16 protein-coding genes are annotated in these 17,376 nt (G+C 35.7%); 11 read left to right on the top strand and 5 right to left on the bottom strand.

Annotated features, from left to right (window positions below; translation table 11 throughout):
* Window positions 1-44 precede the first annotated feature (44 nt).
* A complete protein-coding gene (locus MTF64_RS12690; RefSeq protein ID WP_248451609.1) occupies window positions 45-455 on the top strand; it encodes a DUF2787 family protein in 411 nt (136 codons plus the stop codon).
* A gap of 169 nt (window positions 456-624) precedes the next feature.
* Window positions 625-1,071 carry a lecithin retinol acyltransferase family protein gene (locus MTF64_RS12695; RefSeq protein ID WP_248451610.1) on the top strand — a complete coding sequence of 149 codons (447 nt, stop codon included), beginning with the start codon at window positions 625-627 and terminating at the stop codon, window positions 1,069-1,071.
* 73 nt (window positions 1,072-1,144) lie between these two features.
* Here MTF64_RS12695 and MTF64_RS12700 read toward each other — a convergent pair whose 3' ends face one another.
* The 4 genes from MTF64_RS12700 to MTF64_RS12715 form a co-directional block, all read right to left on the bottom strand.
* The gene (locus MTF64_RS12700) at window positions 1,145-1,600 is read right to left on the bottom strand and encodes a hypothetical protein (RefSeq protein ID WP_248451611.1); all 456 of its coding nucleotides are present in this window, start codon (window positions 1,598-1,600) and stop codon (window positions 1,145-1,147) included.
* Between the two features lie 489 nt (window positions 1,601-2,089).
* Entirely contained in the window at window positions 2,090-2,755 is a 666-nt protein-coding gene (locus MTF64_RS12705) for a hypothetical protein (protein WP_248451612.1), read from the bottom strand.
* An 11-nt stretch (window positions 2,756-2,766) separates the two neighbouring features.
* Window positions 2,767-3,840 (bottom strand): DUF927 domain-containing protein, encoded by a 1,074-nt coding sequence (locus MTF64_RS12710; RefSeq protein ID WP_248451613.1) that lies wholly within the window; start codon window positions 3,838-3,840, stop codon window positions 2,767-2,769.
* 15 nt (window positions 3,841-3,855) lie between these two features.
* Window positions 3,856-4,842, bottom strand: a complete 987-nt coding sequence (locus MTF64_RS12715) for a site-specific integrase (protein ID WP_248451614.1) — start codon at window positions 4,840-4,842, stop codon at window positions 3,856-3,858.
* A gap of 250 nt (window positions 4,843-5,092) precedes the next feature.
* Here MTF64_RS12715 and MTF64_RS12720 point away from each other — a divergent pair, with 250 nt between their 5' ends.
* Window positions 5,093-6,505, top strand: coding sequence for a hypothetical protein (locus MTF64_RS12720; protein ID WP_248451615.1), 1,413 nt, complete (start codon window positions 5,093-5,095; stop codon window positions 6,503-6,505).
* A gap of 320 nt (window positions 6,506-6,825) precedes the next feature.
* Window positions 6,826-7,455 (top strand): NINE protein, encoded by a 630-nt coding sequence (locus MTF64_RS12725; RefSeq protein ID WP_226929026.1) that lies wholly within the window; start codon window positions 6,826-6,828, stop codon window positions 7,453-7,455.
* A gap of 205 nt (window positions 7,456-7,660) precedes the next feature.
* Here the strand turns inward: MTF64_RS12725 and MTF64_RS12730 are convergent, their stop codons facing one another.
* Entirely contained in the window at window positions 7,661-8,320 is a 660-nt protein-coding gene (locus MTF64_RS12730) for a HEPN domain-containing protein (protein ID WP_248451616.1), read from the bottom strand.
* Window positions 8,321-8,504: 184 nt separating this feature from the next.
* Here MTF64_RS12730 and MTF64_RS12735 point away from each other — a divergent pair, with 184 nt between their 5' ends.
* The 7 genes from MTF64_RS12735 (at window position 8,505) to MTF64_RS12765 (ending at window position 17,338) form a co-directional block, all read left to right on the top strand.
* Complete coding sequence (locus MTF64_RS12735) at window positions 8,505-8,987, top strand: hypothetical protein (protein ID WP_248451617.1); 483 nt, start codon at window positions 8,505-8,507, stop codon at window positions 8,985-8,987.
* A 45-nt stretch (window positions 8,988-9,032) separates the two neighbouring features.
* The gene (locus tag MTF64_RS12740; RefSeq protein WP_248451618.1) at window positions 9,033-9,917 is read left to right on the top strand and encodes a WYL domain-containing protein; all 885 of its coding nucleotides are present in this window, start codon (window positions 9,033-9,035) and stop codon (window positions 9,915-9,917) included.
* Window positions 9,918-9,974: 57 nt separating this feature from the next.
* Window positions 9,975-12,380: a dynamin family protein gene (locus tag MTF64_RS12745; protein WP_248451619.1), complete on the top strand. Its 2,406-nt coding sequence runs from the start codon at window positions 9,975-9,977 to the stop codon at window positions 12,378-12,380.
* Between the two features lie 12 nt (window positions 12,381-12,392).
* Complete coding sequence (locus MTF64_RS12750) at window positions 12,393-13,373, top strand: YjcZ-like family protein (protein WP_248451620.1); 981 nt, start codon at window positions 12,393-12,395, stop codon at window positions 13,371-13,373.
* On the top strand, window positions 13,363-14,439 hold the full coding sequence (locus MTF64_RS12755; RefSeq protein WP_248451621.1) for a patatin-like phospholipase family protein: 1,077 nt from the start codon (window positions 13,363-13,365) through the stop codon (window positions 14,437-14,439). The genes MTF64_RS12750 and MTF64_RS12755 overlap by 11 nt, the downstream gene beginning before the upstream one ends.
* A 428-nt stretch (window positions 14,440-14,867) precedes the next feature.
* Window positions 14,868-16,196 carry a hypothetical protein gene (locus MTF64_RS12760; protein ID WP_248451622.1) on the top strand — a complete coding sequence of 443 codons (1,329 nt, stop codon included), beginning with the start codon at window positions 14,868-14,870 and terminating at the stop codon, window positions 16,194-16,196.
* 11 nt (window positions 16,197-16,207) lie between these two features.
* Window positions 16,208-17,338: a FecR family protein gene (locus MTF64_RS12765; RefSeq protein WP_248451623.1), complete on the top strand. Its 1,131-nt coding sequence runs from the start codon at window positions 16,208-16,210 to the stop codon at window positions 17,336-17,338.
* Window positions 17,339-17,376: the final 38 nt, after the last annotated feature.

Raw genomic sequence — 17,376 nt, forward strand, 5'->3', positions numbered from 1 at the left:
AACTCACTCCACCAGCTTCAACGCAACTAAAAAGAGAACTCATTATGTCAATTTCCATGAGCAACATTGGGCGCATCTGTGTGCCTGACAATTTAGTACGACAATTAGATTCACTTCTGATTGATATTGATACTAACAACCTAACATCAATTACATTTAACTTTAGAGATCCAGAATACAGCCCAAATAGTGGAGGCTTTCATCCAGTTGAGATCCGTTTAATGAAAGACAACGGAAAGTGGTTAGTAGATTATTTCACAGACTTTAGCTATGCAGGTGCATATGCTGAGCTTGAGAAAGAGGTAGATATTCTATTTCAAGAAGGGACTGTTTACTTAGCATTCTTCGGCACGCTAAAAAACCACCTCGCAACTGAGCTGGCTAAAACAACGATATCCAATTTTATTTCATACTATAATATGGATGTGTATCAAACCCAAATAAGTACTGATTAACCCGCTATAGACCGGAACAAGGGTGTTTACTTTCTAGAGGTAGACGCCCTTGATTCATCAAGTCAACAACCACGTTAACTAATGTTAGTGACCCTACAAAACTCTTCTCAGAGACAGTCGAATTACTAATCCGGTTAACACTATAAGATTAACGGTATGGATAATAAAAATGTTAGGCATCATTCCTTATTTAAATGAATTCAAGAAAAAAAGAGTCAAACCGGTAATAGGCAGTGTTGTTTATTGCGACTTGCTTTTTAACTATGCAAGCCATTCAGGTCTCTATATCGGCAATAATCAGATAATTCACCTTAATGGTAAAGGTCGGATAGAAATAGTTAGTCCCGAGAAGTTTATTTCAAGGACAACGGCTTATTTCATTAATGTCTCATGCAAAGGAACTCAAGCTGTTGGCTCTAAAGCTGCTGCTAATAGAGCAAAGAAAAAACTTAACACCTCACGTAATTATAATTTGCTATTCGATAACTGCCATCAATTTGTAGCAGGCTGCTTAACAGGTGACTTTGACAATAATGCGAATAACTTTTTATGGATACTTGAGATGACAACTGAAGATGAGCTTGGATCTAATAGCTGGTTACCTTGGGATACATAAGGTAAACAATGTGCAGTAGACCCTTGCTGCATTATTTTTTTTCATATTCAATAAACAATATCTAAATAAAAATTTAAACCGAAGCAAGCTCTAAAAAATTGTAAACTAAATCACCATAGCTTGAAACTATTGTGCCTAATGTTATGAAGAAAATAGAGATGAAAGCCGTAAAATACATTAAAGGCTTAAACCGTCGAGCTTTATATACTTCGAATAATAACGTAACTGGATAAATAACTTTTGCTAACTTATTTAACTTATATAAGAAAGTAACTTCACCAAATAAAACAAGTAGTGAAATCACAGAGCCAACTCTTTGAAGCTTTTTCGCAATCGGTTCATCAATTAAGTTGCTTGTAACTAGGTAATAAACAAAGGCTATCGAGAGCAATACAAAAACACACCATAAAATAAAGTAATACCATATTTTCTTTATATCTTTATCTAACTCGTCTCTAGTGCTTTGAGGCCATTCATCATAAATATTATTTAAAGGTTTTTTATAAAAATCATTAATATCTGTAGCCATTGTTTCCCCCCCCCAAAAATGTAACGATAATCCATAATAAATCAATCTTAAATAATACATTCTACTAATTTTTTTACAATTCACCCTGCCAACATCAGTTTCATTTTGTAATTTACTCACTACAAATTTGAAGGAAAGCTCAAAATTACAAAATAAAACTTTAATTAGGCAATTGATAGCATGTCCAATTTGACCAGCATAATTAGCCTATAGTCATAAAAGATTAAACACGATAAAAAGTAGTTATAATAACTTGAAGCTCTATGACGATACCCCCATGAGCAGTAGTATTGAGATAGGTATGGAATAAAATACGCTAAATTAGGTAGGGGTAACAGGGGAAGTAGGGGTAGTAAAAATAAAAGTATATTTTAATAATAAATAATAAAAATAAAGAGTTACCCCTTTTATAATGCTTAAGGCATTGATAAAAGCTTCCTGGTAAGTAACTCTTTTTTTTAAATTATTATTAACTATAACTCAATTCAATCATAACTCTGACAAGATATCTCGACTAAGTACGTAGTAGTATGCTCGTTTGCCAACAGCTTTTAATTCAGCCCGTTTTACACGCTTACCTTTATCAGAAGTAATTAACCCTTTTGCGGAAAGAAGCTCAAGTACATCGTCAATGTTAGCTGTGCCACAGAGCTTTTCAAAGCAATCTGGTAATATGTAAAAGTAGTTACCTTTTTCGTATCCAATAATATCTGACAGACCCCATATATCTTCATTCTGAGCGTCTAAAAAACGATGTGCATTACGTTTGATAAAGTTGATTAGATTTTTAACCCCTACCTCAGCATCTGTCATAGTATTTGAGTCTTCACTTTTCCAGCAGGTATGGCAAAACTTTATTGCCTCATCAATCTCCTTATTACTCCACGGTAAAACACCTAATTCACTCGCGATTTCACCTACAGCTTGGGTCAATGCTATACGCTTAACAAATCTATCTTCAATCGAGTCTTTTGGATTTAATGACTCGTTCAAGTCGTTCAGCTTCAAGTCAAAATGTGTCGAAACCTTTGAGGCCAATTCATCATAGGTATCAACAGATTCAAAAACCTTACCAATAAAATCTCGTGATAAATGACCGTATGAATACGTGATAACTTTATTTATATCTTCAACATAATTTTTTGAACTACTCATTGTGTTAACTCCTAAGCTTCGAAATAGTTAGATTTGATAGCAATTGATGGAAAGCGCACAGACTTACCTTTCGCTTGGTTTGATTCATTTGTCTGCTTCAAATATTGGGGTATCGAAACCTCACCTGTCGTCATCACGAAATACCGAGATGGTTCATTTTCAACCAACTCAATACTTGTGTTTGCGCGCATCTTTGGCACACCTGAGCCTAATTTATAAATAAGCGGTGATAACTCACGTATAGATAATTTACCCAATTCATCTATGCCCAGTAGCATATTGTTGAATAGTGGAAACAGCGGATCTAACGCATTACTTGTTGTATCAAAGTGATGGATGTATGAGCGGCCACTAATATTTCGGTCAGGCGCGGTTGCTCGTCCAAATACACTGGCAGCAATTCTTAATAGCGTCGTCTTACCGCTACCAGAAGGCCCATAGAAGTGCACCCCCCCGGACTCGACATCAACAAAATCAAGAAACATTGATGATAAGGCATACATAATCGCAAATTTCACAATTAATGGTGTGTCAGATCTTAATGCTACTTCCCGATACTTTGTGTAATCACCAAATGGCTTCCCAGCATCAGCTATTTGACGCCCAACTATCGGAGGCATAATAACTGTGTTATCTGAAGGTTTTTGCACCACAGTGTCATGAAAAGCAAATGCGAGCCGCTTACCGACAAATCCTGTTTGATTGGCTATTAACTCTTCATGTGGAAAGTAAGAGTTAATATCATTTAACAACTCACGACAAAACTCATTGAAAATTACTAAAGCATTTTTCTGTAAAAAGAACCCTTGTTTACCTAGCTCGTCGTCCAAGTCAGCGCGCTTTTTTAATATTGATTCAATTGAAATTGTTATAGGAAACCCATCGGATGTAATGAACTTAATAGCAATAACACGCCCATCATCACCTGCTCTGTAGGCTATTTTTACAATAGCGTCGGGGTAAGGCATTATGTTCATTACAATATCTATTTGGTTATCACGATGCTTAATAAGCATATCGTTATACACACCATATGTTTTAGGTAATGCTGGAATTGATTTAAGACTAGGTTGTTGTTTTTTCATTTTAGTTTTCTCACTTTAATTTGATTTTTGTGATGACAGCATTGCGTTAGCAGCTAATTGACTCGCATTTTTTAGAGTATCTGGCACGTGATAGGCATAACGCTCTGTTGTCCTTACATCTGCATGCCCAAGCATTTGTTGTACAAGCCGAATATCAGAAGTGGCCCTTAATAAATGAGATGCCATTGAACGACGTAAATCATGTATAACGAATGGCGCAGTCAAAGTACCTTCTTCTTCCATACGTGCTAATACGCGCTTGAACAACTTTGTTGGCTTTGACATATACCCATCGCCTCTAGTAGATGGGAATAAGAAACCATTGCGAGCGTATCCTCTTGCTTCGTTAACGACTTGCTGAGCTTCTTCACTTAAATAAGCAGTATGTGGTTTACCTGACTTAGTCATTGGTATTTCGAGCCGGGTATCATCATCAAATAACCAATTAACTCGGATTGATCTCACATTGCCTGAACGTAACCCCGTATATAGACAAAGGAGCAGCATTAGTGCGTGCGATCTATTTTTATCAGCTAGGCAAGCTTGAATAAATGCCGCTATTTCAGCTTCACTTAAAAAACGATTTCTAGGCGTACTTTCTTTAGGTTTAGGGATAAGCTTTACTGGATTAAAAGTAAGTACCCCAAACTGAATTCCTATCGAAAACATTTTTGATATAGCTGCTCGATAACGCGCAATAGTCGCTGGCTTTCTCTCTTTACTAAGCCAACGAAGAATGTGTTTAATATGCCAAACTAATTTAGGGTCATTGAGCTTTAAAGAACCCATATACTTGACAACAGTTCGAATCTTAGCGGTAAAGCCTGCTGAGTCTCTGTGTACTTCAAGGCTGTGTATAATTGCTAACTCAGCTAGTTCTTCAATAGTACTAATTCTTTTTTCTTCATCAAAATAAGGATCTACTCCTTGTGCTGATAAATAGTACTGCTGATAACTAAAATGTGTAGGCTCTGAAATAGAACCTCCATAATGTTGATGCATTGTCATGCTCCATACTGTTTCGGTAGAGCCAAATATATAAATGCGAGTGGAAGATTACGATTCATTAAAACTATGGTCTTCCTTGGGAAAAGAAGCCTTAAAAGCTGCAAAAATAAAACCAAAAAAAACATAACTAAAATAAAAACAGTGACTTAAACTACTTAAAACCTTGAATCACCATCCTTTCTGACATTTAGTTTTTGTGTGATAAAATAAACGGAATTTATGAATTTAATTTAAGAGCTGAAGGTTGAAAATCTATTTACACTTCTATCTTGATTCTGATGAACAAGTGAACGCAGAGATAAAAAAAGACGTTGTTCGTGAAAAACTAACGAAGGCATCCAAAGGCAACAGTAATCATAGGAAATACTCTGAACTCTACTTTCATTTGGTTGAGTATCTTTACAAGGCGTTTAGTTTTAAAAGTAGGGTTAATGTTTATGCGATACTTTCCAAACATTTTCCGATAGATGAACTGCCAAGAAGAATTCCATCAAGTAATCAATTAATAAACACTGTAAACAACCTGGCGATAAGTTATGACGGCTATCCAGTTACTAACTTTGACAAGGAGCATGATGAGCATCATGTTAGCGTCATTTTTTTACATTCAAAACCACATATTCAATTCATTCACATGCCAAATACTGAGTTAGATAAATTAACCCCGCTAAGTAGCATTGAATTACCTGTGGTAAAGGGCTATCACAAACAGGCACGACTACAATCAACTGAGAGAATCGCTTTAAGTAAATTTTATAAAGAAAACATCGAGCTCATTACAAATATTAGGTCTTTTGCATATTTTCGAGAGCGTGATATCACCTTGGGGCTTTTAGCTAGGGCCATGAGTCCATTTTGGCTGAAAGTATCAAGTCTCACTAACCTTGAGGAGCAATCAGATTTAATAAAAGAAACATTAGCCTCTGTTGAATCCGAAGGTTTTAAATTTATTCAGCACAAATCTAAAAAACGTATTCCAAGAAACGATGAAGCGAAGCTAATTGAGATAACTCTAGATATCAACGGCAGAATAAGTACAGATAAGCTTTATGCGATTCTCTTAAAGCATTCAGAAGAAGGTATATATATTTCATTACTTAATAGCATAGCTGTATCAAATTTTGAAAGTGATGAAAGTGTAAAAAGAGAAATGCTGCTACATGAGTGGGTTAAGTTTTTGAATGAGTCCTATGTACCCGATGGTTGGGTTCTAGAGTGCGAATACACTTACAAGTATGATAAATATCGCAATCAATACTATAAAAATGAAATAAGCATTAAGACTATAGGTGAGATGCTCTTTGATGATGCAACCAACATAAAAGAAAAGTACAAACTCGTTCAAAAAAGCGCTTTATTAAGCGATTATGGGGTTACTTCAAAAAAAGTTTATGATCGATGTTTAACGCCTTCACCAAGACAAAGAAAGCCTGATTTTCCAGATCTCATCAATACAGTAGATTTTACGATTGATTACAAAAAACCACTAAAACTTAATCTATCTCAACTAACTATCACGACTAAGGAAGAACTTACCGATTTACTCAATGGATGGGCCACAGCACTTGATACTTTTACAGATGAAGATATAAAAAGATTGTTGTTCCCTCCTTTGAAAAAGCCTTTAACTATTGGGAGGTTAAGAAGAAAAAAATAAGCCTATATGACACCACCTGTAAATTAAATGGCTCCAAGATTAGATATGTGACCAATATCAATTGAATCTGTAGCATTTAAAATACATTTTCAGTTTGAAGACGACATAACCTGTCGCAGCCATCTTATAAACTCTAAAAATAACCCTGAAACAATGAACCATGGGAAACTCAAAGCTTTAAATTAAAGTAAAGTATTTTTTACTATAGTGAGTTTTTTTTGGTTAGCGTTAGCACTTTCAGAGACGTATTAAGAAATTTATAGCTACATCAAAGCCCTCACCTTTAAGGGAAACTAAATACATAAAACATGGACAATAAGATGAATATAATTTTTGAAAAGCACAATGATACTACTCTTCGAACAAATGCCCCTTATCAACAAGTAAGAGAGCATATTCAGTCAAGCATGCTCTCACTAGGTGGAAAACAACAAAAAGACGATGATAGCAAAGGGATCATCGAGTTTTCATGGCGGTATGGGGTTAACCCTTTTGGCATGAGAGTTACAGCTCAATTTCGTACGATTGAAGAAGATAGTATTGAAATTAACTTCAAAGGTGGTTTCAAGGACTCTTTCGATACAACTGGCGCAGGCAAAAAGAAAGCATACGAAGTTATTGATGAGGTGCTGGGGTATTCAGATATAGAAACAAAAACTAACGAGTCTAATATGCCCCCAAGACTTGGAAATGAGTCAGTATCTAACCGAGGAAAATCTAAAGTTTTAGCCGGTATTTTAGCTCTATTACTTGGAGGGTTTGGGGCACACAAATTTTACCTCGGAAGCTGGGGATTAGGATTAATCTACCTTTTTGTTGCGTTCTTTATGCCATTTCTCACGATTATAGTGGCAGCAATAGAGGGGATAAGATACTTTACTTTATCTGATAATGACTTCAACGAAAAATATAACTATTGCGAATTAGCCCCTTTTGAGTTTAAGTGGTAACTTTAGCCTCTACGATGAAGACTACAGCACTTTCGCAGTGACTATAGTCTTCTACAAGCACTAATTTACTCTACAGGTAACACATATAGTTGAAGTACACTTTAGTGCTTTAAAAATAATCGTACCTTTAAACCCAAACATATTTAAATTTATCAGCACTCAGTAAACCATGATAAGAACAGGGTTTATTACCTTCGTCAGCTTATTATGAATTAATAAGTGGATAATAAGCCTCCCCCCAAAGCTCTTTTGAATTATCCATCATTATATCGATAACAAAAGGCACCAATTGGGATAAAAATTGTACGCCATCTTTTAGCTGCTCTCTATTAGCGCTACTGTTCCATGTTGCCCCACCATGCATTAGCTGGTTTCGTAATGTATATAAACGCTGTAATACAATAGATGCAAGTTTATCTGTCTCATTATTTGCTAATGCAACATTTGCAAATTTCTTTGCCTCACTAAATTTGTTTTTATATTCCTGCTCAGTGATATAGCCGTTGTGAAATGACCAAAATGGCTGAAATACGAATTTATTATTTAATAAAATGCGAATGCTGTTAGGAAATTCATGCCAAAGCAAGTTGTAAATACGCTTTTGCTTATCTAGTGAATTAATTTTTTCCAAAAATAACGTAAATGATTGGGTTTCATTAAAATTTAAACATTCAGTATCTTGTGCATAAGCTGCGTTAAAAGATACCCATAAAAAAATAAATTTTGAGTCAAGGTCATCACATTGCTCTGATTTATTTAGCCAGCTTAATGACCTATGTACGCGTAAAGCCAAGTTGTCAGAAAAAGACTCCCTAGTTCGCTTTTGCTTTTCTTTTAAGTGTTGGTATTCCATATCAGTTTTCACAGCCTCCTTGATAGAAAAAATAACTTACACACTTTACCCGCTAAAATCTAGCTCTTTGCACTACTGCCGCTTAATGACTAGACGAAGAAGGGGAAAAATCACCATAGGCTGTACAAGTTTTTTTATAAGCGACACACCCTGTCGCAGACCCTCTGTAAGCTTAAAAAAACAGTGAGGTAACATTATGAAAACAATGACAGTTAAAACTCAGCAGCAACTAAACCAAGTGTTAGCTGAAGAAGCGTTTATAACAATAATCCTTGATGGTGATGAATTTTCAATTCCAGACCAAAAGCTATTAACTGGTTTTACATTTATAGGTAAAACACCAACAACGTTATTAAAGCTAGTAGGTACACCAGGTTACTCATTTTGCAAAAAGAGCAAAGGTGATGTTCATGATATAAACCAGCTTGCTCCTCTTGGCGGAATAGCAGCCGTTAAGGATGTGTATATCACCTCAGAGTCTACGCTAGAGTTAGCCTTTCAAAATCGTGATGAGTTCAAAAACTGGAGTAGCGCTACGATTGATAGAAACAAAATCAACATTGTTTTTATTGATGAAACAATGGACTATTTAATAGAGCAAAGTAAAGATAAATCACCTGCTGAAAGGTTTGTTGACGATTTATTTGAAGATTTTATCGATAGCGTCTTTAAAATCTAATATGAATGATGTACGTTACAATTGTAATCACAAGGATGTTGTAGTTTGAGTTCATATACCGAAGTTAAACTTGCTGAACGATTGGCAAGTATCATAACCCAATTAAACGATGCAAAAACACTTAGCATTTCTTCGCTTGCTGAAGAGTTTAATGTGAGCGTTCGTACACTCCAACGCGACATGAACGAAAGACTTAGTTTTTTACCTATACTTGAAGATAAGGGACATTATAGCCTAGCCCCTTCAGCCCTTGGAAAACTATCACCTAAAGACATACGCCACTTTGCCGCTATTTCTGGTATTGAATCACTTTATCCTAATTTAGATACTCGCTTCATATGTTCAATACTATCTCAAGCGATTGACAGTCCATACCTAATCAAAGGTCACAACTATGAACCTAAGCATAAGGTTGAATCAAACCTAAATAAGCTTGAAGAAATCATTTTGAATAAGAAATGTATTAGCTTTAAATATAAAGATAAGCAATACACGAGTATTCACGCTTACCGGCTCGTTAATGCTAAAGGCATTTGGTATTTAGCTGCTGTCGATAACGGCAAGTTAAAAACATTTCACTTATCTGAACTTTCTCATATTTTAGAGCAAGATGAGTCATTTACTACCCAACAAAGCTTTATCGATGCTATTGAAAGTGATGAAGGGATATTTTTTAGTGAAACCAAGTTTGAGGTGGTCGTGAAAGTTTCAAAAAGCATTGCCTCTTATTTCAAAAGGCGCAATGTATTTCCGAATCAAGTTATTGAAAAAGAATTAGAATCAGGTGAATTACTTGTTTCATCTAAAGTTACTACAACCTGTGAAATTTTACCGTTAATAAAATATTGGGTGCCCAACATTCACGTTATTTCACCTGTTGAGATTAAAGACCAGTTACGTAATGAGCTAAAGCTATACGTTTCTACATAAATTTTAAGCTTTATTTTAAATAATAAAAAGTACATACATGCAGTCAAAGGAACACTTATGCAAATTCATCAATCCACAATCTTCGATGTTCAAGAACAAACGCTTTCATTATTAAAATCATCACAATCAATAATTGATAGATTAATAGAAGATAAAGAGTTACATGTAAAAAATGGTCTAGTAGAGGCTAGTTACTTAGATGATGCTAAGTCGATTCTAAAAAATGAGTATCAAAAAGCAAATGAGCTTGAAATGGTAATTGCCGTAGTCGGCACTATGAAAGCAGGTAAATCTACAACAATAAATGCAATTGTTGGTCATGAGGTATTACCAAATAGAAATTACCCAATGACTGCTTTACCAACTGTCGTCACTCATGTTAAAGGACAAAGTATCCCGACGCTTAACTTCACTAATAAAGAGCCCATAATAAAGTTAAGCCAGCGTATTGCAAAGAAAATTAATGGAATGACTGTGGATGAAGCACAGGTTATTGATTTTTTCCATCATAAAGATGTAGAAGGTATTTTAAGTACCCTAAAATCAAAGGGACAATTAATGCTAAGCAACCTTTATGAAGGTCAAGAAGAGATTTTTCAATTCTTAAAAACCCTCAACGACATAATGCGACTTGCGAAAGAGCTAGATATTGAGCCACCATATGAAGCCTATAGATTTATTGATGACTTACCCACTATTGAAGTTGAGTTTCAGCATTTAAGTCAAGCAGAACAACAAGAACACGGTAAACTCTCAATAATTGATACTCCTGGACCAAATGAGTTTGGGCAAAGTGAGAAACTCAAGGCTATATTTAAAGAACAATTACAAAAAGCGTCAGCTGTATTGCTTGTTGTTGATTACACTCAAATGAATAGCGAAGCTGGTGGAGCAGTGAGAGAAGAAATTACATCAGTTCAAAATTCTCTTGGTGAGCGTTTTTTCGTGATGCTTAATAAATTTGACGCTAAAACAAAAAATGATAACTCAAAAGAAGACACTGTTTCATTCTTTTGCAATCAATTAATGGACGGTAGTATCAGTCCTGAAAATGTATTTCCTGTCTCTGCTCAAAGAGCATTTCTAGCAAACAGAGCAATTAACGAGCTACAATCTACCGGCTCTCTGAATGTACAAGAAAATTGGGTTCCGGACTTTGGCCAGATTGCATTTGGTGAAGATTGGGAAGATGATATTGATGATGTGGATGATGTCAAAAAGAAAGCTTTAAAGATTTGGAAAAAGTCAGGGTTCGAAACCCCTTTGGAAAATGTTATTTTAGAAGCATCAAACAATGCCGCATTGTTAAGCCTTGAGTCTGCCCTATCTCAATTAGATACTATAAACAGTCAGCTTGGGGAAGGCGTAAACAGCTACAAAGAAGCTATCAGCATCAGTGTTGACAGCCTCCGCGACGCAATAAAAAATATAGAGTCAGATAAATTAAAAATTGAGGTCATCCAGACTCAAACAAAAAAATCACTTTCTGAACAAAGCCAAGCGATTAACCTCTTAATAAGTACGCTATCACAAAAAGCGATAAAAGATGCAGCAGAACAAACTAAGCAACTTTTTAACCGTGAGAATAATTTATTATTACTCGAGCAAAAAAAAACTAAAAAAGCTGATGTAAAAGGTAATCAGCAGAAACCTATGGGGGCTTTTTTTTCCTTTTTGAATTTAAAAAACAAATCAAACAGCTCAAATAAAGAAAGTTTTGAAAACTTAATAAAAAAGGGGGAGATAAAGTTCGAAGAATATGAGAAAGACAATGCGAAAAAATTCCTTACCTTCATTAATAGCGCCTTAAAAAAAATCCAAAATAATGCTCATGAAAAAACATTTTCGGAGCTAAATAAAATCATCCTCGACTCTAATAAGGATATTAACGATAAAGTAGAAGCTGAGCTTAAAGATATTTTGCGTCAAGCAAGTGTGCAACTAAATGATTCTGGCTTAACAATGACATTGTCGTTAAATAAAATATCAACCAAATCAAAAAGTACCAATTTAGAAACAATATCAACTACCGTTAAAAAATCTACCGAGTCAAGAAGATATACTCGTGTTAAAGATAGCTGGTTTTCTAAAGCTGTAAATTGGTTCTCGGATGACTGGGGGACTGAAACTTATTACGAAGATGAAGTGGTATATATAATTAAAGTTGATGATATTAAGAAGAAATCATCAATTGCAATAGAAAAAGCAATGGATAAAATTTCTATGAATGCCAACCAGTACCTCTCTGAACACATTCAGCCTCAAATAGAGGCATATATTAATGATGTATCAAATTACCTCGAAAAGTATCGTAAAACTCTAATCGCAGGTCTGTCGGCTCAAAAGAAATCTAAAGAGGCGCAAGAGCTACTAATACAGAGACTGGAAATTTTTGGTGATGAAATAAAATGTATAGTTGAAGACACCAACGACTCTAAAGACGATCTTAAGTCGACAGTTTAGGAATTATAGTAAATGGACTCAAACGAAGTATTATTACACTCTGGCTTTGGGCTATCTGAGGAGCTTCTTAAAGAAGCTCCCGCTCATTTAACCGATAAAATGATCGTTGATTTAGTTAATGGTATCGAAGTTATTGATGATCAAATTAAAGTATCAAAAACTCGCACGTCAAAATTTGAGCGATTTAGAGACTCATTTAGTGGACGCTCAAAACATAGACAAGACTTAATTAATGATAATTTGGCTAAGTGTATGGACAGCACGAGAGTATGGTTACAAAACCATGATTATGAAATAGCGTCTATTAACCTAGCAATTACTAAAATAACGGACAAGCTTTTAGAAACAAGAAGCGGTGTCATGCAGCTAAATAGTAAGCACAATGATTTAGCTGACTCAGTAATAAACCTTGCAAAGGCGGTTGATGATAAGAACGAAAAATTATTTAACTACATCAGAGATGTAGACCTTCGGACTCGTGCAGATCGCCAACTAGATAGAGTCATTGCAAAATGGCAAGCTGGTGGTTATAGACACGAAAATACTTGCACAACTGTCTATATGGTTTTGGATGATTTAAAGAATAATGATTTTGGGCTCTACTTAGAATGTGGGAGTGCTAACTTTAAAGATAAGCAGGTTATGTTACTTCATCTTAAAGATGCCTTACAGAATCAGTTATGTAATGAGCTTTCTATCTCATCAAGAAGTTTTCATCATAATAACGGCAAGTTTTCTATTCAGGATCTCGCTGAAGACTTGGCAAGGTTAAATAAAGCTAACACCCTATCACTTAACTATCTAAGTGATTGGAGTAATAAACATACAGAACCTAATACTTGGTTACTACATCAATTAACAGAAGATTCTTTGAATAGAAACAACGCTCAAAACACATTAAAAGAAATACCTTCAAAAATCAGGGTAAATAGATGGTTTAATCGAATAACCGATGAAAACATTCACTTAAGGGACACACAACATGGTAGATAAGCTAGGGCTGGTGCTCTCAGGAGGGGGAGCAAAAGGTGCATATCAAGTAGGTATTTTACAGTACATGGCAGAGGCAGGGATCCAGCCAGATGAGGTGTCAGGTACAAGTATAGGTGCTTTAAATGCATCAGTAGTAAGTGCGCAAAAAGATATCTCTGAAGCAGCTAAGTGCCTAGAAAAAATCTGGAAACAGCTTGCCGATATACCACCGCTTCAATTAGAAAAGAATAAATTTCTTACTACTGTGTCTTTACTATCAAATCTTATTCCTGCTGCTAAAATCTCTCCATTAGTAATAGCCTGCGGCTCCCTAAAAGGCGCATTAAATCTGTCACGAGATGTATATGATTTTTTTTCTGCTAGCCACAAACAAGAAGAAGCTCATAATAGGTATTTAGAAAATCAAGAGGCTAACGTATATAAGACTGATCCTATTGTTGATTTACTGAAGAGTTACTCCCAACCAAATGAAATACTCAAAGGTTTGCCGCTCTATGTTGGTATTTATAAAAGTGACGGGAGTCTAAGTGATAGCATCAATTATATTCTTTCTACCAAACTAGGCTTTAAAAATAAGGACTCCGAATTTTGGCACTTACAGAGCCTACCTGAAAGTACAATCCAAGACGCTATAATTGCTTCTGCTGCACTGCCATTCTTGTTCAAGGCTAAAGCTGTTAACGGCGTTAAATACAGAGATGGTGGTATAGGTGGAGCTTTTGATCAACAAGGCAACACCCCTGCTCAGCCATTAATAGAAAGTGGTTGTAGCCACCTCATCGTATCCCTGCTCGAAGATGGTAGTTTCTTTGATAGGCATAAATATCCCAACACAACAATCATTGAAGTTCGTCCAAAAGATTTTATATCTGACACATTTAAAGATATGCTTGCTTTTGAACCAGAAAAAATTGATACATGGATGAAACAAGGCTACGAAGATGCTAAACGGTGTATAGGAAACAGTCTAAGTGCAATAAAGCTAAAAAACATAAAAAATCAATCTGCTAACTTACGGGATGAAAGACTTTCTCTTTTAGACTCAGATAACTTTGAAATCAATTAATTTGAAAAATTCCGTCCTCCAACATGAACATAGCTGTGAGTGTTGGAGTATCACTTAATCTAACCATTTGCTGATAAATAATTACCTACAGGTTCTGTGTGCAAGTAAATCAGAATAAATATAAGAAGATACAAAAGCAAAACTCGGATTGTGATTCCGGTTGTCGCGGGTTCAAGCCCCGTCAATCGCCCCATTCTTTTCCTTTTGTTCCTGTTTTATCCCCCGTTCGTTTTTAAATTTAAATTTGCTCATCTATCCTACTTTACCTAATACCTTACTTGATCAGATACTAAATTAGTTTGCTGTTTACAATCGCACAATAATGCACCAATATACTTTACATATAAACAGAAAGTGCTACCTTATTAACGTTTAATAGCATTTAGTATTAGCAAACCACCACTTCTTCTTGGGATATTCTAACGAGCATGATCAAACACGCTATTTTTATTTTATTACTTGGTTACCTTTCTTTTGCTAGTTTGAATGCAAAAGCTCAAAATAATATTTCCTATGTAAAGCTACTTGGTGAACTGCAATATTTAATTTCGCAAAAGCAATTTGATGAAGCATACAAAAGCAGTCAAAAACACTATAAATATTTGGGCGAACCTGATTTTGACTACTTGCTTGGGGTTTCAGCACTAAATTCTGGTCTTTCTGCTCCGGCGGTATTTGCTTTTGAGCGAGTAATAGAAGCAAAACCACAGTGGTATGAGGCACGTTTATATTTAGTAAAATCTTATATTGCTGCCAATAATTTACCTGCAGCTAACGCTCAAGCGACTTTATTAATTAATACTGATACTTCACCAGAGGGTGTAAAAAAAGCGGCTCGTTCTTTATTAGCAACATCACAGCACAAGCAGCGCTTAACAGAGCGTACATATGATCAGAGCATTGAGCTTGCATATGGTGTAGATGGTAACGTTAATGCAGGCACCTCTGAGGATACAATTTTAATCCCTAATTTGGGTGAGTTTTTACTATCACCAGAAAGTAAAAGCACTGACGATAATTATATAAAGCTAAATTATAAAGGGCGGTACTTTCACCCCATTGATCAGCGAAGCTCTTTTGCTTTAGGTGTAAATACCGATTGGTATAAATTTAATGAGCTATCTGAATACGACCGTATTAATACCAATATATCAGGTCGATACCAACAAAAGATAAATGATAACACCCTGTGGTATTTGCAAGCTGGTATTACGCCTTTACTGTTAGATGGCGAGCTATACAGAACCGAGACATCATTAACAAGTGGAACTAGTTACCAGTTTGATAAACAGTTAAGTGTATTTGGAGCGCTATCAATTGGCCTTATGAATAATACATTTGACGAGAAACTAGATAACTCCTTTTACACTCTTAATATAGGTGCAAGTTATCTATCTCAAAAATGGTACCAAAGCGTTAGCGCAAACTTTAAAAATGAAAGCGCTAACATTGACGAAGGTGAGTTTAATGCAAGAAGCATTAGCGGAATTTATTACCAAATAAATGCATTGCTTAGCCAACAATGGCAAGTCTCTGCACAAACAGGGTATCAATGGATTGAATATCAGGATGAGCACCCGCTATTTCTTCAAGAGCGAAGCGATAACCTATTGATACTTTCTAGCTCGTTACGCTACTTAGTTAATAAAAGTTTAGCGTTGCAATTAGCATTGAACTACCAAGACAAAACCAGTGATATTTCTTTGTTCGAATACGATCGCTTTGATACCAATATAAGCGCAAGTTACTCATTCTAATTAAGGTACTTATGAAACATTTAATTCAGGTATTAACCACCTTACTTTGTGTGAGTTTTTATTCTCAAGCGAGCACAACTGTTGCAGGAAAAACTATTTTAGCTCGGGGCGCTGTACTTGCTACAGATGCCGAATCCGCCCAACAACGAACACTTAAGCGACGCGACACGGTATATGGCGTTGATAAAATAACGACTGGCGAAAAAAGCAAAGCGCAATTTTCAATGTCTGATGGCGGCTTAATAGCATTAAAAGAAAACTCTGAGCTAAATATTGCTAACTATGAATTTAATACAACGACTCAGCAAGGCTCTGCCTCTATTGAGCTAATAAAAGGCGGGCTGCGCTCTATTTCGGGTGTTATTAAAAAAAATGGTGGCGCGTACAGTGTTAAAACACCAGTTGGATCAATTGGTATTCGCGGTACCCATTTTGAACTACAGCTTATAGATGGTGATATGTATGTAGCTGTTTGGGATGGCGCAATAGATTTAACACTAGAAGATCAAAGTGTTGTATCCCTTGGCAGTAATGAGCCTTTTTCTTTTGCGCAGGTTACTTCATTAGGGCGCGTGATTAAAACAACTCAGGCACCTGCTGTTTTTACCCAAACCATAGCGACTATTAGTGATGACACAAGTGTTGAGCAACCAACAGAGCAGCAATCAATAGTACAAAACAATACTTCAGAAAAAACGACAGATGCCGATATATCAATAACTGATGTTTATGCTCAGCAGCAATTTCAGGCGGTAAATGATGCAACCTTAATTGACCAAATCGCGCAGCGCCAAGGTGTTTTTAATTACCAAGCAACCAGCTTTGATGTGTCGTCGAGTCTAGGAGAAGTCAGTGATTTTTCTATGTCTATGTCGGTAGATTTTGACAACGGCACAGTTCCCGATGGTGAAATTAGCTTTAATGATGCTGGCGGTAACTGGTACGCAGCTTACAGCGGCTTAATTGATTTAACCAAACTAGATTTAGCCATTACATTTGCTTCTCATAACAACAATAAAGCAACTGGCCAAATTGATGCTGTGTTTTTAAATGACATAGATACCATCACGGGTGATTTTAGCCTTAGTGAAATTAATAACCCTGCTGTAAATGCCGGTGGCGACTTTAGATTAGAACCTTAAGTAACCTGCACTGTGGGTAATAATTTTCTTAACTATTA

It is taken from the genome of Pseudoalteromonas sp. 2CM41L (assembly GCF_023161905.1).
Taxonomy (GTDB): Bacteria; Pseudomonadota; Gammaproteobacteria; order Enterobacterales; family Alteromonadaceae; genus Pseudoalteromonas; species Pseudoalteromonas atlantica.